This window comes from Roseibium salinum (genome assembly GCF_026240905.1).
GTDB classification, from domain to species: domain Bacteria; phylum Pseudomonadota; class Alphaproteobacteria; order Rhizobiales; family Stappiaceae; genus Roseibium; species Roseibium salinum.
Genome location: NZ_JAPEVI010000003.1, coordinates 977,285 through 999,066 on the forward strand (window position 1 = coordinate 977,285; position 21,782 = coordinate 999,066).

General features: G+C 60.8%; 18 protein-coding genes and 1 pseudogene. 16 read left to right on the forward strand and 3 right to left on the reverse strand.

Annotation, left to right across the window (positions count from 1 at the left end; translation table 11 throughout):
- The first annotated feature begins 81 nt into the window (after nt 1-81).
- The gene (cpaB, locus tag ON753_RS09110) at nt 82-858 is read left to right on the forward strand and encodes a Flp pilus assembly protein CpaB (RefSeq protein WP_265962211.1); all 777 of its coding nucleotides are present in this window, start codon (nt 82-84) and stop codon (nt 856-858) included.
- 52 nt (nt 859-910) lie between these two features.
- Here the strand turns inward: cpaB and ON753_RS09115 are convergent, their stop codons facing one another.
- The gene (locus ON753_RS09115; protein WP_265962212.1) at nt 911-1,312 is read right to left on the reverse strand and encodes a VOC family protein; all 402 of its coding nucleotides are present in this window, start codon (nt 1,310-1,312) and stop codon (nt 911-913) included.
- Nucleotides 1,313-1,633: 321 nt separating this feature from the next.
- Here ON753_RS09115 and rpsB point away from each other — a divergent pair, with 321 nt between their 5' ends.
- From rpsB to lpxB, 14 genes are all read left to right on the forward strand, one after another.
- Nucleotides 1,634-2,440 carry a 30S ribosomal protein S2 gene (rpsB, locus tag ON753_RS09120; protein ID WP_265962213.1) on the forward strand — a complete coding sequence of 269 codons (807 nt, stop codon included), beginning with the start codon at nt 1,634-1,636 and terminating at the stop codon, nt 2,438-2,440.
- 143 nt (nt 2,441-2,583) lie between these two features.
- On the forward strand, nt 2,584-3,501 hold the full coding sequence (tsf, locus tag ON753_RS09125) for a translation elongation factor Ts (protein ID WP_265962214.1): 918 nt from the start codon (nt 2,584-2,586) through the stop codon (nt 3,499-3,501).
- A gap of 66 nt (nt 3,502-3,567) precedes the next feature.
- Nucleotides 3,568-4,287: a UMP kinase gene (gene pyrH / locus ON753_RS09130; protein WP_265962215.1), complete on the forward strand. Its 720-nt coding sequence runs from the start codon at nt 3,568-3,570 to the stop codon at nt 4,285-4,287.
- Between the two features lie 112 nt (nt 4,288-4,399).
- Nucleotides 4,400-4,963, forward strand: coding sequence for a ribosome recycling factor (gene frr, locus ON753_RS09135; RefSeq protein WP_265962216.1), 564 nt, complete (start codon nt 4,400-4,402; stop codon nt 4,961-4,963).
- A gap of 31 nt (nt 4,964-4,994) precedes the next feature.
- Nucleotides 4,995-5,762 carry an isoprenyl transferase gene (locus tag ON753_RS09140; protein WP_265962217.1) on the forward strand — a complete coding sequence of 256 codons (768 nt, stop codon included), beginning with the start codon at nt 4,995-4,997 and terminating at the stop codon, nt 5,760-5,762.
- Between the two features lie 16 nt (nt 5,763-5,778).
- Complete coding sequence (locus ON753_RS09145) at nt 5,779-6,615, forward strand: phosphatidate cytidylyltransferase (protein WP_265962218.1); 837 nt, start codon at nt 5,779-5,781, stop codon at nt 6,613-6,615.
- Nucleotides 6,616-6,630: 15 nt separating this feature from the next.
- Nucleotides 6,631-7,836, forward strand: coding sequence for a 1-deoxy-D-xylulose-5-phosphate reductoisomerase (locus ON753_RS09150; protein ID WP_265962219.1), 1,206 nt, complete (start codon nt 6,631-6,633; stop codon nt 7,834-7,836).
- Between the two features lie 135 nt (nt 7,837-7,971).
- The gene (gene rseP / locus ON753_RS09155) at nt 7,972-9,114 is read left to right on the forward strand and encodes an RIP metalloprotease RseP (RefSeq protein WP_265962220.1); all 1,143 of its coding nucleotides are present in this window, start codon (nt 7,972-7,974) and stop codon (nt 9,112-9,114) included.
- 165 nt (nt 9,115-9,279) lie between these two features.
- Complete coding sequence (bamA, locus tag ON753_RS09160) at nt 9,280-11,661, forward strand: outer membrane protein assembly factor BamA (protein WP_265962221.1); 2,382 nt, start codon at nt 9,280-9,282, stop codon at nt 11,659-11,661.
- A gap of 77 nt (nt 11,662-11,738) precedes the next feature.
- Nucleotides 11,739-12,776, forward strand: a complete 1,038-nt coding sequence (gene lpxD, locus ON753_RS09165; protein WP_265962222.1) for a UDP-3-O-(3-hydroxymyristoyl)glucosamine N-acyltransferase — start codon at nt 11,739-11,741, stop codon at nt 12,774-12,776.
- A 52-nt stretch (nt 12,777-12,828) separates the two neighbouring features.
- Nucleotides 12,829-13,293, forward strand: coding sequence for a 3-hydroxyacyl-ACP dehydratase FabZ (gene fabZ, locus ON753_RS09170; protein ID WP_265962223.1), 465 nt, complete (start codon nt 12,829-12,831; stop codon nt 13,291-13,293).
- Nucleotides 13,294-13,299: 6 nt separating this feature from the next.
- Entirely contained in the window at nt 13,300-14,097 is a 798-nt protein-coding gene (gene lpxA, locus ON753_RS09175) for an acyl-ACP--UDP-N-acetylglucosamine O-acyltransferase (protein WP_265962224.1), read from the forward strand.
- Between the two features lie 4 nt (nt 14,098-14,101).
- Nucleotides 14,102-14,986, forward strand: coding sequence for an LpxI family protein (locus ON753_RS09180; RefSeq protein ID WP_265962225.1), 885 nt, complete (start codon nt 14,102-14,104; stop codon nt 14,984-14,986).
- Nucleotides 14,983-16,170, forward strand: a complete 1,188-nt coding sequence (gene lpxB / locus ON753_RS09185; RefSeq protein ID WP_265962226.1) for a lipid-A-disaccharide synthase — start codon at nt 14,983-14,985, stop codon at nt 16,168-16,170. Before ON753_RS09180 ends, lpxB begins: the two co-directional genes overlap by 4 nt.
- A 95-nt stretch (nt 16,171-16,265) precedes the next feature.
- On the opposite strand, the pseudogene gltA reads toward lpxB, so the two are convergent.
- Nucleotides 16,266-17,559, reverse strand: a pseudogene (gene gltA, locus ON753_RS09190) (citrate synthase).
- A gap of 240 nt (nt 17,560-17,799) precedes the next feature.
- Nucleotides 17,800-19,224 (reverse strand): glutamate--tRNA ligase, encoded by a 1,425-nt coding sequence (gene gltX, locus ON753_RS09195; protein WP_265962227.1) that lies wholly within the window; start codon nt 19,222-19,224, stop codon nt 17,800-17,802.
- Nucleotides 19,225-19,358: 134 nt separating this feature from the next.
- On the opposite strand from gltX, the gene ON753_RS09200 reads away from it, so the two are divergent.
- A complete protein-coding gene (locus ON753_RS09200; protein WP_265962228.1) occupies nt 19,359-21,776 on the forward strand; it encodes a ComEC/Rec2 family competence protein in 2,418 nt (805 codons plus the stop codon).
- Nucleotides 21,777-21,782 lie beyond the last annotated feature (6 nt).

A 21,782-nucleotide genomic window follows, 5' to 3' on the forward strand; every position in this document is an offset into this window, starting at 1 on the left:
CGGTTAGGCTTGTCTTGACCAGTTGGCCCCATGCTTCGCTTCAAAAGCAAGACAAGTGTTTGGGAGCTTTGGGGTCAGGTTATGAATTTCGTTCGACTGCTGGTGCTGGCTGTTGCCTTGGGGGCAGGGGTTGTCGCGTTCCGTATGGTGAGTGAGAGCGGCAGTCCGGTACCGCCCCCGCCGGAGGTGAAGATCTCGGGCGCTCAGGTTCTGGTCGCGACCAGGGACATTCTGCTCGGCAACAAGCTGGCCGGTCCGGATCTTGCCTGGGTGGAATGGCCCGAAAATGCGGTGCCGGAAGGTGCCTTGACCAAGGAGTCCAGCCCGGCGGCGAACCAGATGTTTCTTGGCCGGATCGCCAAGGCTCCGATTTTCTCCGGCGAGCCGATCCGCCCGGAGCGTCTGATCAGCACCGACAAGGGCTACATGGCGGCCATCCTGCCCAAGGGAAAGCGGGCGATCGCCGTCAAGGTCGAGCAGGAAACCTCGGCGGGCGGGTTCATTCTTCCCGGCGACAAAGTGGATCTCATCCTGACCCGCAAGATCAGCGATGGTGTGGCCTCGAGCGAAACCATCATGAGAAACATCCGAGTTCTTGCGATCGACAGCATCACCGCAGGCGAACAGGAGACCAAGAACCTGGCGCCCCAGCGAACGGCCACCCTGGAACTGACCATAGGGCAGTCGGAAATCGTCGCCCAGTCTCAGCAGGTGGGAACCATCGCGCTGGCCCTGCGAAGCGCCGAAGACTCCGCCGATGACACGTTGGTGGAAGAAGAGGTGCAGCGGGATCCCAAGTTCGTGCGGATACGGCCGGATCGCTGGTCTGTCGGAACCGTTCAGGGCGACGTGCAGTAGGGTTGCAGTTTGCGCGGGACAGGAACCCTTCTTAAGGGGAAAGCGGCCCGCGTCACTGACCGGCAGGCCAGATGATTTCCATACGGATGCCGCCCGGCTCGCAAAACATCATGTGCATGCGCGCGCCGTTTCCCACAGGTTCCGGTTCGAATTCAATTTGCACGCCGGGCCAGGCACGGAGTTTTGCGGCCATTGCCAGCAGGTCTTCCTTGCTGGCGACCTCGATCGCCACGTGATGCAGGCCGATATTGGTCTTGCGATCGAAGTCCGTCAGTGGCCGCGTGCGGTCCGCCTGCCACAGCGTGAAACGGCAGTGGCCGTCGGAGACCGTTGTGCGCGGGTAGCTGTCGTCCCTTGCAAGCAGTTCCCATCCCAGTATATCGGTGAAAAAAGTCGTGGTCTGATCGAGATCACGGACGGTCAGTCCCAGATGGTTTATGCCTTTTGTTGTCAAAATGTCCGTTTCCTGAATTGGTGACGTGAAGCCCTGTTAAAAATTACCAGGCAGGAGGTCAATGCGGCCCGGCTTTTTGGACCGGCCGCGAACACCGAACCTTTTCGCCCGGCTCACCGCGCCCGTTCCTGGTGGAGAGTATCCAAGAAAAGCAGAGCATGGGCCTTGAAATAAACATCCTGCCCAACTATAAGGCCCGAATTCCACACGCAAGGGGCGGAAACCGAGTCTATCGGGGTCCATCCGGTGGCCGCCTGGAGAAATCTGACGGCCCACATCCTCTTGCGGAGGTCAAACCGGAAAACTCAGGAGATTAGGGCCATGGCATTGCCCGATTTCACTATGCGTCAGCTTCTGGAAGCTGGCGTGCACTTTGGTCACCAGAAACACCGTTGGAACCCGCGCATGGGCCAGTACATCTATGGTGTACGCAACGATGTTCACATCATGGATCTGTCCCAGACCGTTCCTCTGCTGCATCAGGCGCTGAAAGCCGTTTCCGACACCGTTGCCGGTGGCGGCCGCGTTCTGATCGTCGGCACCAAGCGCCAGGCTCAGGAAGCTGTTGCTGCGTCAGCACGCAATTCTGCCCAGTATTTCGTCAATGCCCGCTGGCTCGGCGGCATGCTGACCAACTGGAAGACCATTTCAGGCTCCATTCAGCGTCTGCGCAAGCTGGAAGAAACGCTTTCTTCCGACGCAGCCAACGCGCTGACCAAGAAAGAGCGCCTGTTCATGGACCGCGAGCGTGAAAAGCTCGAACGGAACCTGGGCGGTATCAAGGACATGGGCGGTATCCCGGACCTGATCTTCGTGATCGATACCAACCGTGAAGCCATCGCCATCCAGGAAGCCCGCCGTCTGGGCATCCCGGTCGCAGCGATCCTCGATTCCAACTCCGATCCGGAAGGCATCACCTATCCGGTTCCGGGCAACGACGATGCCGGCCGTGCGCTGTCGCTCTACTGCGATCTGATCTCCCGTGCTGCCATCGACGGTATTTCCCGCGCGCAGGGCGCCTCCGGCATGGATATCGGCGAATCGGAAGAAGCGCCGGTTGAAGAGGCTCTCGTTGAAACCGCTCAGGAAGAAACTCCGGCGGAAACGGAAGCTGCTCCTCAGGCCTGAGGCATTTCTGCCGCGAGCCTTCGCGGCAGTTTTATGTTGAATTCGCAAGACGGGCTGCAACGTGTTGCAGTCCCGTCATAAAGGCGCGGAAAGCTATAGGCTGAACCGTGTCTCACCCGAAACCCCCATCCACGAGGCAATCGATGAGCATTACCGCTGCGATGGTAAAAGAGCTCCGCGAGAAATCCGGCGCTGGCATGATGGACTGCAAGACCGCCCTGAACGAAACCGGCGGTGACATGGAAGCGGCTGTTGACTGGCTGCGTACCAAGGGCCTGGCCAAGGCGGCCAAGAAGGCCGGCCGCGTGGCCGCCGAAGGCCTGATCGGTGTGGCGACCGAAGGCTCCAAGGCCGCCGTTATCGAACTGAACTCGGAAACCGACTTCGTTGCCCGCAACGACGGCTTCCAGGACCTGGTGTCCAAGGTTGCCAAGGTTGCCATGACGACCGACGGTTCCGTCGAAGCCGTTGCTGGTGCTGATCTCGGTGGCAAGCCGGTAGCCGATGCAATTACCGACGCGATCGCCACGATCGGCGAAAACATGACCCTGCGCCGCTCAGCCGTTCTTTCGGCTGACACGGGGGTTGTCGCCACCTATGTTCACGGCGCCGTGGCGGAAGGCCTCGGAAAGATCGGCGTTCTGGTTGCTTTGGAATCATCAGGCGACAAGGACAGGCTGAACGCTCTCGGCCGTCAGATCGCCATGCATGTTGCCGCAACCAGCCCGCTGGCTCTGAACACCGAAGAGCTGGACCAAGCCGTTGTCGAGCGTGAAAAGGCAGTCTTTTCCGAGCAGGCCCGGGAATCGGGCAAGCCGGAAAACATCATTGAAAAAATGGTGGAAGGCCGTTTGCGCAAATTCTACGAGGAAGTTACCCTCGTGAAACAAGCCTTCGTCATCAACCCGGACCAGACGGTTGAGCAGGCTGTTGAGGCGCTCGCGAAAGAACTGGGCACCGAAGTCAAGCTCACCGGATTCGTCCGCTTTGCCCTGGGCGAGGGGATCGAAAAGGAAGAGCAAGACTTTGCCGCGGAGGTGGCAGCAGCCACCGGGCAGTAAGCTCAAGAAAAAGCGCCGGCAAGACCGGCGCTTTTTTTGGAAAGATAATTTTTATAGGGTGCACCCATGACGAATTCCTTGCGTTGGAAACGGATCCTCCTGAAACTCTCCGGCGAGGCTTTGATGGGTTCGCAGGCGTTTGGGATCGATCCGGCCATCGTGCAGAGGATCGCCAAGGAAATTGCCGACGCAGTCGCTCTTGGAGCACAGGTCGGCGTCGTCGTGGGCGGCGGTAATATCTTCCGCGGCGTGGCCGTGGCCGCCAAGGGGGGCAATCGCGTCACCGGCGACCATATGGGCATGCTGGCGACGATCATGAACAGCCTGACCCTCGCCGACGCCCTGCGTCGCCTGAAGGTGAATGCACGCGTCCTTTCCGCCGTTCCGGTGCCTTCGATCTGCGAAACGTTCACGCAGCGCGTCGCAGACCGCTACATGGAAGATGGCGATGTCATCGTGTTTGCGGGCGGTACCGGCAATCCGTTTTTCACCACCGACAGTGGCGCCGCCCTGCGTGCGGCCGAGATGAAATGCGATGCCTTTCTGAAAGGCACGCAGGTGGACGGTGTTTATTCCGAAGATCCGAAGCTCAATCCGGATGCCGAACGCTACCTGACGCTTGGCTATGATGAGATCATAACACGCAACCTGAAGGTCATGGATACGACGGCCATTGCACTGGCGCGCGACAACTCCATCCCCGTCATCGTGTTTTCTATCCACACACCCGGCGCTCTCGTCAGTGTGCTTCAGGAAACAGGCACCTATACAGTCGTCGGGGGCTGAACTATTTTGCCGCCTTATTCCGGCGCAAGCTCTTGTGTTTCGGCGCGTTTATGCCATGTTGGCGCGCGCCGGGATTCCATTAAGCCAAGCACATGACAACAGTGAGGACAAAATGTCGGTAGAAGGTGTCGATCTGGACGATTTGAAGCGCCGGATGCAGGGAGCTCTTTCAGTGTTGAAGACCGAGTTCGCAGGCCTTCGAACCGGCCGTGCGTCCTCATCCATGCTGGACCCGATCACGGTGGAAGCTTATGGCCAGTCCATGCCCATCAATCAGGTGGCCACCATTTCCGTTCCCGAGCCGCGCATGCTTGCAGTCCAGGTCTGGGACAAGACCATGGTCTCCGCCGTTGACAAGGCGATCCGCGAATCGAACCTGGGCCTCAACCCGGTTGTCGATGGCCTGTTGCTGCGCCTGCCGATCCCCGAGCTCAACCAGGAGCGGCGTCAGGAAATGGTCAAGGTCGCTCACAAATATGCCGAGCAGGCGAGGGTGGCGATCCGTCATGTGCGCCGCGATGGCATGGATGCCGCGAAAAAGGCGGAAAAGGATGGCGACATCTCTCAGGACGACAGCCGCGTGGCATCGGACGAGGTCCAGAAACTGACCGATCAGATGATCGGCGAAGTGGACGCCATGCTGGAAAAGAAAGAGCAGGAAATCTCTCAGGTCTGACACGACCGGAGCCTGCGAGTTGGGGGAGCTTATGAGCGTCAGCCCGGACCGGCACCCGCAAGTGCCTGCTGCGGAGAGTTCCAGCGCAAAACTGCCGCGCCACGTTGCCTTCATCATGGATGGCAACGGGCGTTGGGCGACCGCGCGCGGGCTTCCTCGCACGGAAGGGCACCGCCAGGGCCTGGAGGCGCTCCGTCGCACGATCCGGCATGCCGGCAAGATCGGCATCGAGGTCATAACGATCTACAGCTTCTCGTCCGAAAACTGGAGCAGGCCTGAAACGGAAGTCTCCTTCCTCATGGGTCTCCTGCGCCGTTTCGTACAGCGCGACCTGAGCGAACTCCACGAGGCCAACACGCGCATTCGCATCATCGGCAGCCGAAGTGATCTCGAGCCGGGCATTGCCTCGCTTTTGCAGGAGGCAGAGGACCTGACCCGGAACAACACCGGGCTGAACCTTGTCGTTGCTTTCAATTACGGCGCCCGCGCGGAGATCCTTCGCGCGACCAGAGCCCTCGCCCAAAAGGTGCTGTCCGGCGACCTGAAGCCCGACGACATTACCGAAGCCGATATTTCGGAAGCACTCGATACGGGCGGACTGCCGGATCCTGATCTGATCATCCGGACGAGCGGCGAGATGCGCCTTTCCAATTTTCTCCTGTGGCAGGCTGCCTACTCGGAGTTCTATTTCTGCGAGCAGCACTGGCCGGACTTTGACGAAGCGGCGTTCGAAAAAGCCCTGAACAACTTCTGCAGCCGGGAGCGCAGGTATGGCGGTCTCGACGCCAAGGCGTTGTGACGTCCGGCTCCCGCTAATGGCACAATCCGAAAACACCTCGAAAAAACTGTCCGATCTTGGTCTGAGGCTGCTTTCCGCGGTGATCCTGGGACCGCTGGTGTTGCTGATCACCTATTACGGGGGCGCGCCATATGCCCTCCTGGTGGTGGTCGCCGCGGTCCTCTTCCTGTGGGAATGGCTCTCGATTACCGGAACGTCCCAGCTTTCGGCACCATCCGTCATCGGGCACGGGGCCATGGTGGCCGTCGTGGTCCTGGATTATTCGGGACTGCCGGAGGCCGCACTGGCGGTGGTGGTGTTGGCCGCCCTGGCCGCTTATGCCTTCAGCGGGTTTTCCCGGGCCGGGCGGTGGTCCGCAATAGGCGTTCTGTTCAGCGGGCTTTCTGCCTTTGCGCTTCTGGCCGTGAGGGAAGAGGGACTGCTGTTCACGTTCTTTGTGCTGCTCGTCGTCTGGGCAACGGATATCTTTGCCTACTTCACGGGCCGGGCCATTGGCGGTCCGAAGCTCTGGACACGCGTTTCGCCGAAAAAAACCTGGTCGGGGGCGATTGGCGGGCTGTTGCTGGCGACGGTTTGCGGTGCGGGCGTGGCTTATGCCGGGGAGGCTGACAGTCTCTGGCTGTGGGCATTGCTGGCGGCCGGCCTGTCGATCGTCTCCCAAGGCGGCGATCTCATGGAATCGGCTGTCAAGCGCCGGTTCAGCGTCAAGGACTCCAGCCGCCTCATCCCCGGACATGGCGGCATAATGGACCGTATCGACGGACTTGTTACCGCTGCCATTTTCGCGGTTCTGATCGGCTTGATTTCCGGTGGCTCTCTGGCAGACCCGATCGCAGGTCTCGGCCTGAACTGAAATTGGAGTAACAAGATGGCGGCCGGAACCCCACGATGGGACGACAGCGCACCGATCCGGCTCATTGTCCTGGGCGCGACAGGCTCGATCGGACAGAGCCTGGCGGACCTCATCGAGCGCAATCGCGAGCGGTTCGATGTCGTCGCCCTTGTGGCGAACAGGAATGCCGGTGCGCTTGCGGACATGGCCCGGCGGCTGAACACCTCGTCGGCGGTTCTGGCCGACACGGCCTGCTACGGCGAGCTCGCGGATCTATTGCACGGCAGCGGCATCGAAGTCTCCGCGGGGGAGGCTGCCGTGCTGGAGGCGGTCGATAGGGACGCCGATCTGGTCGTCGGTGCCATCGTCGGTGCCGCCGGTCTTGCGCCGACCATGGCCGCCATCAAACCCGGCCGCCGGATTGCGCTTGCCAACAAGGAGTGCCTTGTTTGTGCCGGCGACCTGTTCATGGCAAAGATCCGGCAGACCGGCGCCGAGCTTCTGCCGGTCGACAGCGAACACAATGCCATCTTTCAGGTTTTTGAATCGGACAAGGCCGACCAGATCGAAAAAGTCCTTCTGACTGCCTCGGGAGGGCCCTTCCGGACGTTCTCCAGGGCTGCCATGGCCGACGTGACGCCGGAACAGGCGCTCAAGCACCCCAATTGGGACATGGGCGCCCGCATCACCATCGACAGCGCGACAATGATGAACAAGGGATTTGAAGTCATTGAAGCTTCATTCCTTTTTCCGGTGCACCACGAACAGCTCGGTGTTCTCGTGCATCCGCAATCCGCGGTTCACGGCCTGGTCCAGTACAGGGACGGATCGCTGCTCGCGCAGCTCGCCAGTCCGGATATGCGCACGCCCATCGCTCATTGCCTCGCGTTTCCGCGCCGGATACCCGTGCCGGTCAAAAGGCTCGACCTGGCGGAACTTGGAACGCTGACCTTCGAAGCTCCGGACCTGGACCGGTTTCCGGCCCTCGGTCTTGCCATCGAGGCCATGAAGGCCGGCGGTGCGGCGCCCGCTGCCCTCAATGCGGCGGACGAAGTTGCCGTTGACGCCTTCCTGTCGGGTCGCGCCGGTTTTCTCGACATCCCTGCGGCAATCGAAGCCGTGCTCGACCGGCTGGCATCGGACGGCCATCTGACCGCCTCCGCAAGCGTGGACGATGTCCTGGCGCTCGACCTGGAAGTTCGCAATAAAACGCAAGAGTGGATAAACTCCCGGTCGCTATAGTTTCCACGGCTTATTATGGTGTGTGTGTAATCTGGTGGAGCTTCTGGAAATTTCCGTCGCCCCATTAACACGCCGCAATTTTACCTTTAGTACAGTGGTTCTGACCAATCCACGCTGAGCAGATCGGACGCCTTGATGGAACTTTTTCTTTTCGCATACGACTTCATTGTCGGTACGATCATTCCGTTTCTGTTCGTTCTGACAGTGGTTGTTTTCTTTCATGAGCTCGGACATTTCGGAGTTGCCCGCTGGTGCAACGTCAAGGTGGATGCGTTTTCCGTCGGGTTCGGACGCGAGATCTTCGGCCGGACCGACAAGCAGGGAACCCGCTGGAAACTCTGCATGATCCCTCTGGGCGGCTATGTGAAGTTCGCCGGCGACGAGAACGCCGCAAGCGTTCCGAGCCGCGAGCGGATCGCCAACATGAGCGCCGAGGAACGCAAGACCGCCTTCGTGGCCAAGCCGGTCTGGCAGAGAGCGGCCGTAGTCGCGGCCGGGCCTCTGGCCAATTTCCTTCTTGCGATCGTGATATTCACCCTCCTGTTCATGTCACTCGGCAAGGAGGGCATTCAGCCGGTTGTCGAGGAAGTGCTCCCCGGAAGGGCCGCCGAACGTGGCGGCATTCAGGCCGGTGACGTCATCAAGGAAATCAACGGGCGCGAAGTCCAGACCTTCGGTGAACTGCGCCAGGTCGTGCTGATGAACGCGAACACGCCGCTGGTTTTCGAGGTCGAACGCGACGGAAAGCGGGTGGAGCTCGCGGTCACGCCGGAGGCGCGGGAAAAGGAACTCTTCGCGGGCGAAGTGCAGATGGCCGGAGATATCGGCGTCCGCGGGTCCAGCGATCCGCAATATCTGGTGCGCATCAAGTACGGACCGGTCGGCGCGTTCAACGAGGGGCTGAAGGAAACCTACCGCATCATCGAAGGCACGGTCAGCTACGTCTGGGGCGTGATCACGCAGCGCCAGTCCGCGGACCAGCTCGGCGGCCCCATTCGCGTGGCGCAGATATCCGGCCAGGTGGCCGATCTCGGCATTCTGCCGCTGATCAGTCTCACGGCGATCCTGTCGGTCAGCATCGGGCTGATCAATCTGGCGCCGGTTCCGATTCTCGACGGCGGACACCTCGTCTATTACGCCGCTGAAGCGCTGCGCGGAAAACCCTTGAGCGAAAGGGTTCAGGACGTTGGGTTCAGAATTGGTTTAGGACTGGTACTTATGCTGATGGTCTTCGTGACGTGGAAGGACATCATGCGGATCATCACCAACATGTCGTAGGGGGCCGTGGCATTGTCGCAACGTCTTCTGACTAAATCGCTTTCGGCCCGGGAGGGCGGTTGCGTTATCGGTAAAAACCTATAAAACACTCGTCGGTTCCGAGATTCTGCTGGGGTGAGTGCGGATTCTCGGGAGAGGTATTTGTAACAAAGGCATAGCGCAATAATGCAGCGATTGCAGAAACTTACACGGGCCGTTCTGTTGGCGGCAGCCGTATTTTCGATCGGGTCGGCTTTGCCTCAGCCCTTTGGCTTCCTGTCATTTGTGACAGAGGCGCAGGCAGCCGTCGCCAGAAGCATTCAGGTGCGCGGCAATACCCGGGTAGAGGACGAAACCGTCATCAGCTACATGACCATCGCTCCGGGGCGCAATTACACCGCGTTCGATGTCGATGAGTCCCTGAAGGCGCTTTATGCAACGGGTCTGTTTGCCACGGTCGATATCACCCCGAGTGGCAGCACCGTCGTCGTAACGGTGACGGAGAACCCGATCATCAACCGCGTTTCCTTCGAAGGAAACCGGAAGATCAAGGATGATGCGCTGGAAACGGCCGTTCGCTCCCAGCCGCGCTCGATGCTGTCCCGTGCCAAGGTGCAGGCGGACGTACAGAACATTCTGGAGGCCTATCGCCGGTCCGGCCGGTACGGTGCATCCGTTGAGCCGCAGATCATCGATCGCGGCCAGAACCGCGTCGATCTCGTTTTTGAAATCAACGAGGGCGCGAAGACCGGTGTCGAGCGTATCAGCTTCATCGGCAACGAGGCTTTCAGCGACAGCCGGCTGCGCGACGTGATCCGCACCCGTGAAAGCGGCCTGTTGAGCTGGCTGCGCAGCACCGACACCTACGATCCCGATCGTCTGGCCGCTGACGAGGAACTGCTGCGTCAGTACTATAACAAGAAGGGCTTTGCCGATTTCCGCGTCGTTTCCGTGAGCGCGGACCTCGATCGCGAGCAGAACATCTTCTACGTCACCTTCACCGTGGAAGAGGGCGAGAAATACGAGATCGGCGACGTGGAAATCGTCTCGACCATGCCCGATGTCGATCCGGACGAGCTGCGCGGACTGCTGCGTACGCGCAGCGGTCAGACTTTCAACTCGCTTCGTGTCGAACAGACCGTCGAAGACATCACCTTGCGCGTGTCCGAGGACGGGTATGCGTTTGCACGGGTTCGTCCGCGCGGCGCACGTGACTACGAAAACAACACGATTTCGCTGATCTACTACATCGAGGAAGGCCCGCGCGCCTATATTGAGCGCATCAACATCATCGGCAACGATCGGACGCGCGAATATGTCATTCGCCGTGAGTTCGACATTGCCGAAGGTGACGCTTTCAACCGGGCGCTTGTCGACAAGGCGGAGCGCCGCCTGCGGAATCTCGGTTTCTTCGAGCGCGTGGCCATCACGACCCAGCAGGGCAGCGCCCCCGATCGTGTTGTGGTCAACGTTCGTGTAGAAGAGAAGCCCACGGGCGAAATCTCCTTCGGTGTCGGCTATTCGACCGTGGACGGTGTCATTGGTGATATCTCGCTCACCGAAAAGAACTTCCTTGGCCGCGGTCAGTTTGTGAAGATCGCCGTTGGCGGCGGCACGGACACCCAGTCCTACGAGTTCCGTTTCATCGAGCCCTTCTTCATGGGCCGGCGGGTTGCCCTGGATCTGGACCTCTACCGCAAGGTGGACGATGCCAACGACTACCGCTCGTTCGACCAGAAGAAGACCGGCGGCGGTTTCGGGTTCACTCTGCCTCTCCGCGAAGAAGAGCTGACCCTGCGTCTGTTCTACAATATCTTCCAGGAAGAGAACTCGGATCCGAACGATCGCTCGACCGACATCAACAACTGTAACACCGCCGATCTGTCCCTTGCGATCTGTGACTCGCTCGGAACGTATCTGACATCGCTGGTGGGCTACGAACTGCGCTACAACACGCTGGACCGCAACGTCGATCCTTCGGACGGCTTCTATGCCTCCTTTGGTCAGGAATTCGCAGGCGTTGGTGGCGACAGCTACTACATCAAGACCGAAGCTCAGGCGCGTGCCTACAAGGAAATCCTTGCAGACTACGGCCTGGTCGGCAGCCTGTCGGTGCGCGGCGGTAACATCATGGCCCTCGGTGACGAACGTCTGCGTGTCTCCGAACAGTTCATGCTCGGCGGCACCCTCGTTCGCGGTTTCGAGAACCAGGGCATCGGTCCGCGCGATGCGGCGACCGAGGATGCAATCGGCGGCCGGTTCTATTTCGCCGCCACGGCTGAAACCCGGTTCCCGTTCCCGGTCCTTCCGAAGGAATTCGGGTTGAGCGGTGCCGTATTCGCCGATGCCGGCTCTCTTTGGGATGCTGACAGCAATCTGGTCAATCTCGTGGAAAACGGCGGCGGCTCGATCGACTCGAACGACTTCAACATCCGCGCGTCCGTCGGCGCCGGCATCCGCTGGAACTCTCCCTTCGGACCTCTGCGCGCGGATTTTGCCTATCCGCTCGTCAAGGACGATGCCGACAAGACGCAGATATTCCGCTTGAGTGGCGGCACCCGCTTCTAAATCGCGGTCATATAGGATAGAAGACGGCCGCCGAGTGATCGGCGGCCGTTTTTGTTGGCGGCAATGAGGATAGTGTCATGTCCGAGCCAAAGTTTTTTACAATGCCTGCCTCCGTGTCCCTGCAGGACATCGCTTCCTGGGCGGAAGCGGAGATCGAGCGCGGGGACGGCTCGCTGGAAATCACCGGCGTGGCGCCGCTTGAAGATGCCGGGCAGGGCGCTCTCGTCTTTTTCGACAATACGGCCTACCTGAAGCAGCTTCAGGCCACCACGGCGGCCGCCTGTCTCGTCACCAAGCGGCACAAGGACAAGGTGCCTGACGGGGTCGCCGTCCTTGTATGTGCCGACGCCTATCGCTCCTGGGCCAAGGTTCTGGCGCGGCTCTTTCCCGAGGCGATGGTGCCGAAGGACCCCGCACCAGTTGCCATATCGGAGCGGGCGAGCGTCGATCCCGGAGCGTCTCTTGAAGAGAATGTGACCGTGGAGCCGGGTGTGGTCATAAGCGCCGGTGCCGAGATCGGCGCCGGGACGGTCATCCGGGCCAATGCGGTTATCGGCAGAGGCGTGAAGATCGGCCGGGATTGCGTCATCGGCGCGAATTGCACGGTCCAGCACTCGGTGCTTGGAAACCGCGTTTACCTGCATCCGGGCGTGTGCTGCGGACAGGACGGTTTCGGCTATGCCATGGGGCCGCAGGGCCACCTGAAAGTTCCCCAGGTCGGCCGCGTGATCATTCAGGACGATGTCGAGATCGGTGCCTGCACCACCATCGACCGGGGCGCGAACCGGGATACGGTGATTGGCGAAGGCACGAAGATCGACAACCAGGTTCAGATTGGCCACAACGTCGTGGTCGGCCGTCATTGCGTCATCGTTTCACAAGTCGGCCTGTCGGGCAGTTGCACGTTGGAAGATTTCGTCGCGATCGGCGGTCAGACAGGCGTGCGCGGTCATGTGACGATCGGCATGGGCGCCCAGGTTGCGGCGGTAAGTGTTGTCAGCGAGGACCTGCCGGCGGGCGGCCGTTACGGCGGGACACCCGCAAAACCGGTAAAACAGTGGTTCCGTGAGGTCGCGGCCGTGAGAAAACTTGCAGAGCGTGGCGGCGGATCGTAAACGATAATTCGAATTGGGACTTTGCGGCGTTAAATCCGCCAAGGGGCATTTCATGGAAGACGCAGAAAATAATACACTTGCAAGCGCAGACATCATGAAAATCATGAAACTTCTGCCGCACCGTTATCCCTTTTTGCTGATCGACAAGATCATCGAGATGAATGGTGATGAAAGCTGCATCGGCATCAAGAACGTCACCATCAACGAACCGCATTTTACCGGCCATTTTCCGGGAAGACCGGTGTTCCCGGGGGTTCTTCTGATCGAAGCCATGGCACAGACTGCAGGCGCTCTGTGCGTTCATGCGCGGGGCGTCGATGCGCCGCCACAGCTTGTTTATTTCATGACCATCGACAGGGCCAAGTTCCGCAAACCGGTGGAACCTGGCGATCAGGTTCACTTTCACGTTCAAAAGATCAAGCAACGTTCCAACATCTGGAAGTTCGATGCCGTCGCCAGGGTGGACGGTGCCAAGGTCGCAGAAGCAGAAGTCAGCGCCATGCTGATAGATGCGTGAGGAAATATGACTGAAATTCATCCAACGGCCATTGTTGAAGACGGGGCCGTGATCGGAGACGGGGTTCGTATCGGGCCATATTGCGTGGTCGGGCCGCAGGTGCAGCTGCGCGACAATGTCGAGTTGAAATCACATGTTGCCGTATCGGGAATAACGACCATTGGCGCGGGAACCAGCATCTTTCCCTTTGCCTCCGTCGGGCACCAGGCCCAGGATCTCAAATATCGCGGTGAGGCCGCGACCCTTGAAATCGGCGAAGGATGTATCATCCGCGAAGGCGTGACGATCAACCCAGGTACGGCGGGTGGTGGCATGTCTACCACGATCGGCAATCAATGCGCCTTTCTGGCGAATTCGCATGTGGGCCATGACAGTCACGTGGGCGACCGGGTCATCCTGTCCAACAACGTGATGATTGCCGGCCATGTCGACGTCGGAAACAACGTCATTTTTGGCGGCGGTTCGGCGGTCATTCAGTTCACGCGGATTGGCAGTTACGCGTTCGTCGGCGGTCTTGCAGGACTTGAGAACGACCTTATTCCGTTCGGCATGGTGACCGGCAACAGGGCAAGTCTGGGCGGCCTCAACCTGGTCGGCCTCAAGCGCGCCAGTTTTCCGCGCGAACAGATCCATGCGCTGCGTTCCGCCTACAGGGCGCTGTTCGAAAGCAACGAGGGCACGCTTCGCAGCCGGGCGGAAGGCGTGGCCGCCGAGTACAGGGACCAGCCGCTGGTGAAGACCGTCACCGACTTCATCCTTGAAAAGGACGACCGGCGGTTCTGCACACCGCGCAGCGAAGACTGACACCATGTCCGGGGCGGACCTGGCAGCCATGGCGCGTATCGCCCTCATTGCCGGCAATGGCCGCCTCCCGTGCCAGGTCGCGGACGCCTTGAACAGCGCCGGGCGTGACTTCCAGGTAATTGCCATCAGGGGCGAAGCCGACGAGATGACCCGCCAGCGCGCCAATGCGGAAATCGGTTGGGGCGAAATCGGCCGGCTTTACGGTTTCCTGGAAAAGACGGGCTGCCGCGAGGTCTTGTTGATCGGGGGCGTGTCCAAGCGGCCCGATTTCACGTCGATTCTGGGAGACTTTGGCACGCTCAAGCGGCTGCCAACCATCATCAGGGCCCTGGCCGGCGGCGACGACAGCCTGCTGACCAAGGTGATCCGCCTGTTTGAAGATGAGGGGTATCGCGTCGTGGGGATCAAGGATGTTGCACCGCAGTTGCTGGCATCCAGTGGCGTCCTGGGCCGTATCCGGCCCAAAGAGGACGACTGGCGGGATTTGCAGCTGGCCTTGAGAGCCACGGAAAAACTCGGTGAACTGGATATCGGCCAGGCGGCGATTGCCGTTGGCGGGCGCGTTGTCGCACTGGAAGGCGCCGAGGGAACCGATGCCATGCTGGAGCGCTGTGCGGAGCTGAAGCGGATCGGCCGGATACGGGCGAAGGCGCATACGGGTGTTCTGGTCAAGACGGCGAAACCGGACCAGGATTTACGGGTCGATCTTCCAACGGTCGGTCCCAGGACCATAGATCTGGCCCAGGCTGCCGGCCTTGCCGGCATCGCCGTGGAAGCTGACGGCGCGCTGGTCGCCGAAAGGGAAGAGACCCTGAGCAAAGCCGATGCTGCAGGCCTGTTCGTGATCGGCATCAACCGCGGCAATGCTGCGGGACCCGGCGATCAATGACCGGCACCCGGCCGACCATATGTCTTGTTGCCGGCGAGGAATCCGGCGATCAACTCGGCTCGGAGCTGATGAAAGCCCTCAATGAGCGGCTGGGGGACGGCGTTGGCTATTGCGGTGTCGGCGGCGAGCGGATGACCGCGCTCGGCATGACCAGCTTCTTTGACCTGTCCGATGTCTCGGTGATGGGCCTCACCGCCGTTCTGGCCCGTTTGCCCCTCATCGTAAAACGCGTCTACCAGACCGTGGATGCGGTCGTGACCGCTGACCCGGACGTTCTGGTGATCATCGACAGTCCGGATTTCACCCACAACGTTGCAAAGCGGGTGCGCAAGAGAGCGCCGCACATACCCATCGTCGGTTATGTTTCTCCGTCCGTATGGGCCTGGCGGCCAGGGCGCGCCAGGAAAATGAGCCGCTATGTGGATGAGCTTCTGGCCCTGCTTCCCTTCGAACCGGATGTGCACGAGCGCCTCGGCGGACCACGCACCCACTATGTGGGTCATCCCCTGAGCGAGAATGCCGGGGAATTACGGCCCAGGGAAGGGGAGCGGGCACCCTTGAACGGCGCTGAAAAGGTTCTCCTGGTTCTTCCCGGCAGTCGGCGCAGTGAGATTGACCGGCTGTTGGATGTATTCGGTGACACGGTTGCCAAAGTGAAACAGGAGCTGCCGGAGATCCAGATCGTTCTGCCGGCCGTTGCGCATCTTGAAGACAAGATTCGTGCAGGCGTCTCGGACTGGCCTGCGATGCCGCAGATCGTCACCGGCCTGGAAGCCAAGAAGGCGGCATTCCGCCGTGCGCATGCTGCGCTGGCAGCCTCCGGCACGGTGTCTCTGGAACTGGCGCTTGCGGGCGTTCCGATGGTCGTGGCCTACAAGGTTGACTGGGCCTTCCGCAGGCTCAAGGAACTCAACCGCTTTTTCAAGGTCGCCAGCGTGGATTCCTTCGTGCTGCCGAACATCATTCTCGGCACGAAGGCGATTCCTGAATTCCTGGACGAAGAGGTGCAGGCAGATGTTCTGGCCGCTCATCTGAAGGAACTTCTGACCGACAGCACAGAGCGGCGGGAGCAGGTCTCAGAGCTGACGCGCCTTGACGAGGTGATGAGCCTGCCGGACGGCTACAGCCAGCGTGGCGCGGCTGCGGATGTCGTTCTGGGGGCCATGAAAGCGGAACGGCGATAGGCACCGGTTTGCGAGCAGGCTTCACGGTTCCGGTGTCGCACCAATAAAAAATCGACCCGGGATGCCCGGGTCGATTTGATTTTGCACCTATTGTCTTAGCGGCGCTGGTCGATCGGCGTGTAGTCGCGCTTGGTCGCACCGGTATAGAGCTGACGCGGGCGGCCGATGCGCTGAGACGGATCTTCCACCATTTCCTTCCACTGTGCGATCCAGCCGACGGTACGCGCCAGCGCGAACAGCACGGTAAACATGGTGGTTGGGAAGCCGAGCGCACGCAGCGTGATGCCCGAGTAGAAGTCGATGTTCGGATAGAGCTTCTTCTCAACGAAATAATCGTCGTTGAGCGCCATTCTCTCCAGTTCCATCGCAACATCGAGGAGCGGGTCGTCCTTGATGCCCAGCTCGCCCAGCACTTCGTGGGTGGTCTTCTGCATGATGCGCGCACGCGGATCATAGTTCTTGTAGACCCGGTGACCGAAGCCCATGAGACGGAACGGATCGTTCTTGTCTTTCGCCCGTTCCACAAATTCCGGGATCCGGTCAACGGAACCGATCTCCGAAAGCATGTTGAGAGCTGCTTCGTTCGCACCGCCATGGGCCGGACCCCACAGGCAGGCGATGCCGGCGGCGATACAGGCAAACGGGTTCGCCCCGGAGGAGCCGGCCAGACGGACCGTCGATGTGGAGGCGTTCTGCTCGTGATCCGCATGCAGGATGAAGATGCGGTCCATGGCGCGCGCCAGGACCGGGTTCACCTTGTACTCCTCACAGGGAACAGCGAAGCACATATGCAGGAAGTTGGCCGCATAACTCAGGTCGTTGCGCGGATACACGAACGGCTGGCCGACGTGGTACTTGTATGCCATTGCGGCAATCGTCGGCATCTTTGCGATCATCCGCAGGGAAGCGACCATGCGCTGGTGCGGATCGGTGATGTCGGTCGAGTCGTGATAGAAAGCCGACAGCGCGCCCACGGTTCCGACCATGATGGCCATCGGATGGGCGTCCCGGCGGAAGCCCGTGAAGAAGCGGGACATCTGCTCATGAATCATCGTGTGGTAGGTCACGCGATTGACGAAGTCGTCCTTTTGCACCTTCGTCGGCAATTCCCCATAGAGCAGCAGATAGCAGGATTCGAGAAAGTCGCCATGATCGGCGAGTTGCTCGATGGGATATCCGCGGTAAAGCAGCGTGCCTTCGTCACCATCGATATAGGTGATCTTGGATCTCGCAAGATGCAGTCGAGGTAAAGCCCGGGTCGTATGTGAACATGCCTGTGTCACCATACAGGGACGAAATGTTCACAACCGACGGTCCGATGGATCCGTCAAGAACGTCGAAATCGTGGTCTTTGCCACCGACGTTGAGCTTGGCGTTGTTGTCGGCCATTCAGAAAACCCCTTTACGTTATCCTGTCGCGCCGCCCTGATGACTGGCCCTCACCCGAAGGGCCCCGACTTCGGTTGTCGGACGGCACTGGAGACATTTTCGGATCTTGCGTATCCCATTTACCGCAGTGCCGCAAGCAGGCCGAGATAGCGCTTTGGTCAAAGACAGGCTCGTCCGCGATCCGCCTCCCGCCTGAATTACTTCAGGTGGTGCAGGGTGCGCAATACCGCCATCCGGGATCTATATGGATTGATCCCTGATACGGGCAAGGGATTCCTCCCGGCCCAGGGCGATCAGGACATCATAGATCCCCGGCGAAACCCCGCGTCCGGTAAGAGCCGCGCGCAGGGGCTGGGCAACCTTGCCGAGTTTCAGGTCCTTGTCTTCCGCATAGGCTTTTACGGCCGCTTCCAGCGGCTCTGCATCCCAGTCTGCGACCGATGAGAGCACGCCATGCAACTCGCCCAGTATCGTCTTTGCTTCGTCGGTCAGGATCTTTTCGGCTTTTTCATCGGTATCGAGCGGCCGCTGGCGCCAGAGATATGAGGCGCTTTCAGTCAGTTCCACCAGTGTTTTGGCCCGTTCCTTGAGGCCGGGAAGGGCCGTCAGAGCGGTGTTTTCGTTGTCTCCCGTCGACAACCAGGTCAGCACGTCCGCGCCGTCTTCGGCGTGAACCAGATACACCTTCCAGTGCTCCAGCAGCTCGGCGTCGTCGGTGCTGCGCATGTAGTGGCCATTGAGATTTTCCAGCTTCTTGAAATCGAACCGGGCAGGAGACTGGCCGATGGCGTCCAGTCCGAACCACTTGATCATATCCTCCAGGGACATGATTTCGTCGTCGCCGTGACTCCAGCCGAGGCGCGCCAGATAGTTGCGCAGGGCCTGCGGCAGATAACCCATTTGCCGGTAGGTTTCCGCACCGGTTGCGCCGTGGCGTTTGGACAGCTTGGCTCCGTCCGGACCATGGATGAGGGGAACATGGGCCATCGCCGGCACATCCCAGCCAAGCGCCTGGAAGATCAGTGTCTGCCTGGCGGCATTGGTCAGGTGGTCTACGCCGCGGATGATGTGGGTGACATTCATGTCGTGGTCATCGACGACGACGGCCAGCATGTATGTGGGAGCGCCGTCGGAGCGCATGAGGACGAAATCGTCCAGGTCCTTGTTCGGGATCACCACCCGGCCCTGGACCAGATCGTCGACGACCGTCTCGCCTTCCAGCGGAGCCTTGATGCGCACGACCGGCGCAACGCCTTCCGGAGCTTCCGACGGGTCCCGGTCGCGCCAGGTGCCGTCATAGCGTGGCGGTTTGCCTTCCGCGCGTGCCTTCTCGCGCATGGCTTCAACTTCTTCGGCAGAGCAGTAGCACCGGTACGCCGCCCCGGCCGCGATCATCTGTTCCACGGCTTGTCTATGACGCTCCACACGCGAAGACTGCGAAACGGGTTCGCCGTCCCAGTCGAGCCCGAGCCAGTCGAGACCGTCCAGAATGGCATCGATCGCTTCCTGGGTCGAGCGTGCCCGGTCCGTATCCTCGATGCGCAACAGCATCTTGCCGCCGTGATGCCTGGCAAAGAGCCAGTTGAACAGCGCTGTGCGGGCGCCGCCAATGTGGAGGAAGCCGGTGGGGGACGGTGCGAAGCGCGTGACGATTTCTTGTGCCATGGTGATTTTTTGAAAGTCTCTGTAAGAATAGGGCACAGTCCGCGCCCGTGGTGGTTGCGCGGTCTTAGCACAGCCTTTGGCAAGGCTAAATAGGGGCTTCGTCCGTTTCTTCAGGTCAAACGGGATGGGACAGGTTGGCGAAGGGGCAGGACAGGGATCGCGAAGAGGAAGGCGGCACGCCGGCGGTGACGTTCGCCGGCGTCCCCTCCGGCGCGCCCCAAAGGGCTTCCGCATCGGACAAAGGGGCTTCCGTCCATCGGCCGGTCTGGGTCTTCTGGTCGAAACTGACCTTCCGCAATCCCGCGCCACCCGATGACAGGTACTGGGATAATCAGGGCCTGCTCTGGTGTGCATTCGCCTTTGCAGTCGGGATTGCCGTTTACACGCTTCTGCCGGAAGAACCCCATTGGCCGCTGCTGACGATCCTTGTCGGCCTGGCTTCTCTTCTGGTTTTCTGGACTGGTCGCCAGGAGGCATGGAGCAAACCGGCCATCCTGGCGCTCGCGCTTGCCTGCGGGTTGACGGTGGCGGCCTTGCGCACGGCATATGTCGATGCACCACGCCTGGCTGAACCCATGAACGTCACCCTGACCGGCCGCGTCCTGGAACGCGAGGCGGGGACCAGCGGTGCGCGCGTCCTGCTCGAAGTCGTCTCGGTGAACGAACGGCCGCAAACCGAGGTCGTGTTTCCCGAACGAGTGCGGCTGCGTCTGCCGGCGGATGACGGAGCCGGAACGGGCGAGGCGATCCGCGTCAGGGCCAGGATCTTCCCGCCGCCGGGACCGGTGAGCCCCGGCGGATATGATTTTTCCTATCGGGCCTACTATTCGAAGATCGGCGCGACGGGATTCAGTTATGGCCCCGCGGAGGTGATCGAGGCGGGCGATGCCTCGCTGGCCTTGCGCGCGGCCGCGCAGGTTCAGGCACTGCGGGACGGACTTGCCAACCGGATAAGGTCCGTTCTGCCGGACAGTCCTGAAACGGCGCTCATCATCGCCTTGCTGGTCGGCGACCGCGGCGGCATCAGCGAGGCGCAGGAAGAAGACCTGCGCGCGGCAGGGCTCGCGCATATTCTGGCCATTTCAGGTCTCCACATGGCGCTTTTCGCCGGCGGTGCCTACGGCGCGGTACTGCTGTTCCTGGCGCTGTTTCCCCCGCTGGCCCTGCGCTGGCCAATACACAAATGGGCCGCTGTTGCTGCCCTCGCGGCCGCCGTTGCGTATCTGCTCATCTCCGGCGCTGCTGTTGCGACCCAGCGGTCGTTCCTGATGATCTCCCTCGTGTTTCTGGGCATATTTGTCGGTCGCCGCGGCCTGACGCTGCGCAGCGTTGCGCTTGCGGGCCTGTTCCTTCTGCTGGTTGCGCCGGAGCGGTTGTTCTTTCCCGGTTTTCAAATGTCGTTCGCCGCCGTCATCTGTCTTGTGGCGGTTTACGAGATATGGCGGGGAAGAGACAGATCGTGGCATTTCAACGACCGCCGGGCTGCGGGACGCGGACGCCGATTTCTTCAATTCCTCGCCAAGTGGATTGCAGGCCTCTTCGTCACTGCGCTGGTGGCCGGACTTGCCACCGGGATTATCGGCGCGCACCACTTTGGCCGTATCGCGCCCTACGGCGTGTTGGGCAATCTGCTCGGCATGCCGATTTTCTCGCTGCTCGTCATGCCGATGGGTGTGCTGGCCCTGGTTCTGATGCCGCTGGGTCTATCCGCGTTTCCGCTGACCCTCATGGCTCTCGGCCTCTCACTGCTGCTCAAGATCGCGGCCTTTACGGCGGCTCTCAGTGACGGTGCGGGAGCGGTTGGCGCCTTGAGCGGAATTTCGGCGGTTCTGCTTGTCTCGGCGCTGTTTGCAAGTCTTCTGCTTCCCGGCTGGCGGCGCCTTTATGCGCTGGCGCCTCTTGGCGCAGCGCTCATTTCCATTGTGGTGATGCGGCCGCCCGATATTCAGATCGCAGCCACGGGCAGCCGCGTTGCCGCCAGGGACGGGTCCGGACTGCTGCGGCTTTCATCCGGGCGTCAGTCATTCGTGGGAGAGATCTGGATGCAGCGGGAAGGGGTTCCGGCTGGCGCGATTGGATCGCGTACGATGAAATCGCCTCAACGGCGATGCGATCGCGACGGCTGCGTGGTCCTGGCCCATGCGGACCGGAGCGGGGAGGATACCGGTGGTGCGACGTTGCCTCTGGCAATCAGTCTGCCGCGAACGGCGCAGGCCCTGCCGGCGGATTGTCTTTATGCCGATATTATCGTGACCGACCTGATCGTGCCGCCGGATTGCCGCGCCAGCGTCATTCTGCAAGGGGATATGCGTCAGAAGAAGGGGGCGGTATCGATATGGCTGTCGCGGGAGATCCAAACCAATGAAACGCCGCCGCCAGGGCGCGGTGCGGCGCAAGCAAGCCCGGATGACGGAAAGCTGCCAGGCAGGACCGGAAAACCGGCAATCAGCAAGGTCATATACGCACTTCCCGATCCGCCGCGGCCCTGGCATCGGCCGGGTACCGTTACAAGGACAAGCTTGCGGCAGCGGCTCGATACGTCCGGCCGGTAGCGCTCA

Bases quoted from the DNA above. Each gene is read 5' to 3' on its own strand.
- cpaB (WP_265962211.1), top strand. From the start codon at position 82: ATGAATTTCGTTCGACTGCTGGTGCTGGCTGTTGCCTTGGGGGCAGGG.
- rpsB (WP_265962213.1), top strand. From the start codon at position 1,634: ATGGCATTGCCCGATTTCACTATGCGTCAGCTTCTGGAAGCTGGCGTG.
- tsf (WP_265962214.1), top strand. From the start codon at position 2,584: ATGAGCATTACCGCTGCGATGGTAAAAGAGCTCCGCGAGAAATCCGGC.
- pyrH (WP_265962215.1), top strand. From the start codon at position 3,568: ATGACGAATTCCTTGCGTTGGAAACGGATCCTCCTGAAACTCTCCGGC.
- frr (WP_265962216.1), top strand. From the start codon at position 4,400: ATGTCGGTAGAAGGTGTCGATCTGGACGATTTGAAGCGCCGGATGCAG.
- ON753_RS09140 (WP_265962217.1), top strand. From the start codon at position 4,995: ATGAGCGTCAGCCCGGACCGGCACCCGCAAGTGCCTGCTGCGGAGAGT.
- ON753_RS09145 (WP_265962218.1), top strand. From the start codon at position 5,779: ATGGCACAATCCGAAAACACCTCGAAAAAACTGTCCGATCTTGGTCTG.
- ON753_RS09150 (WP_265962219.1), top strand. From the start codon at position 6,631: ATGGCGGCCGGAACCCCACGATGGGACGACAGCGCACCGATCCGGCTC.
- rseP (WP_265962220.1), top strand. From the start codon at position 7,972: ATGGAACTTTTTCTTTTCGCATACGACTTCATTGTCGGTACGATCATT.
- bamA (WP_265962221.1), top strand. From the start codon at position 9,280: ATGCAGCGATTGCAGAAACTTACACGGGCCGTTCTGTTGGCGGCAGCC.
- lpxD (WP_265962222.1), top strand. From the start codon at position 11,739: ATGTCCGAGCCAAAGTTTTTTACAATGCCTGCCTCCGTGTCCCTGCAG.
- fabZ (WP_265962223.1), top strand. From the start codon at position 12,829: ATGGAAGACGCAGAAAATAATACACTTGCAAGCGCAGACATCATGAAA.
- lpxA (WP_265962224.1), top strand. From the start codon at position 13,300: ATGACTGAAATTCATCCAACGGCCATTGTTGAAGACGGGGCCGTGATC.
- ON753_RS09180 (WP_265962225.1), top strand. From the start codon at position 14,102: ATGTCCGGGGCGGACCTGGCAGCCATGGCGCGTATCGCCCTCATTGCC.
- lpxB (WP_265962226.1), top strand. From the start codon at position 14,983: ATGACCGGCACCCGGCCGACCATATGTCTTGTTGCCGGCGAGGAATCC.
- gltX (WP_265962227.1), bottom strand. From the start codon at position 19,224: ATGGCACAAGAAATCGTCACGCGCTTCGCACCGTCCCCCACCGGCTTC.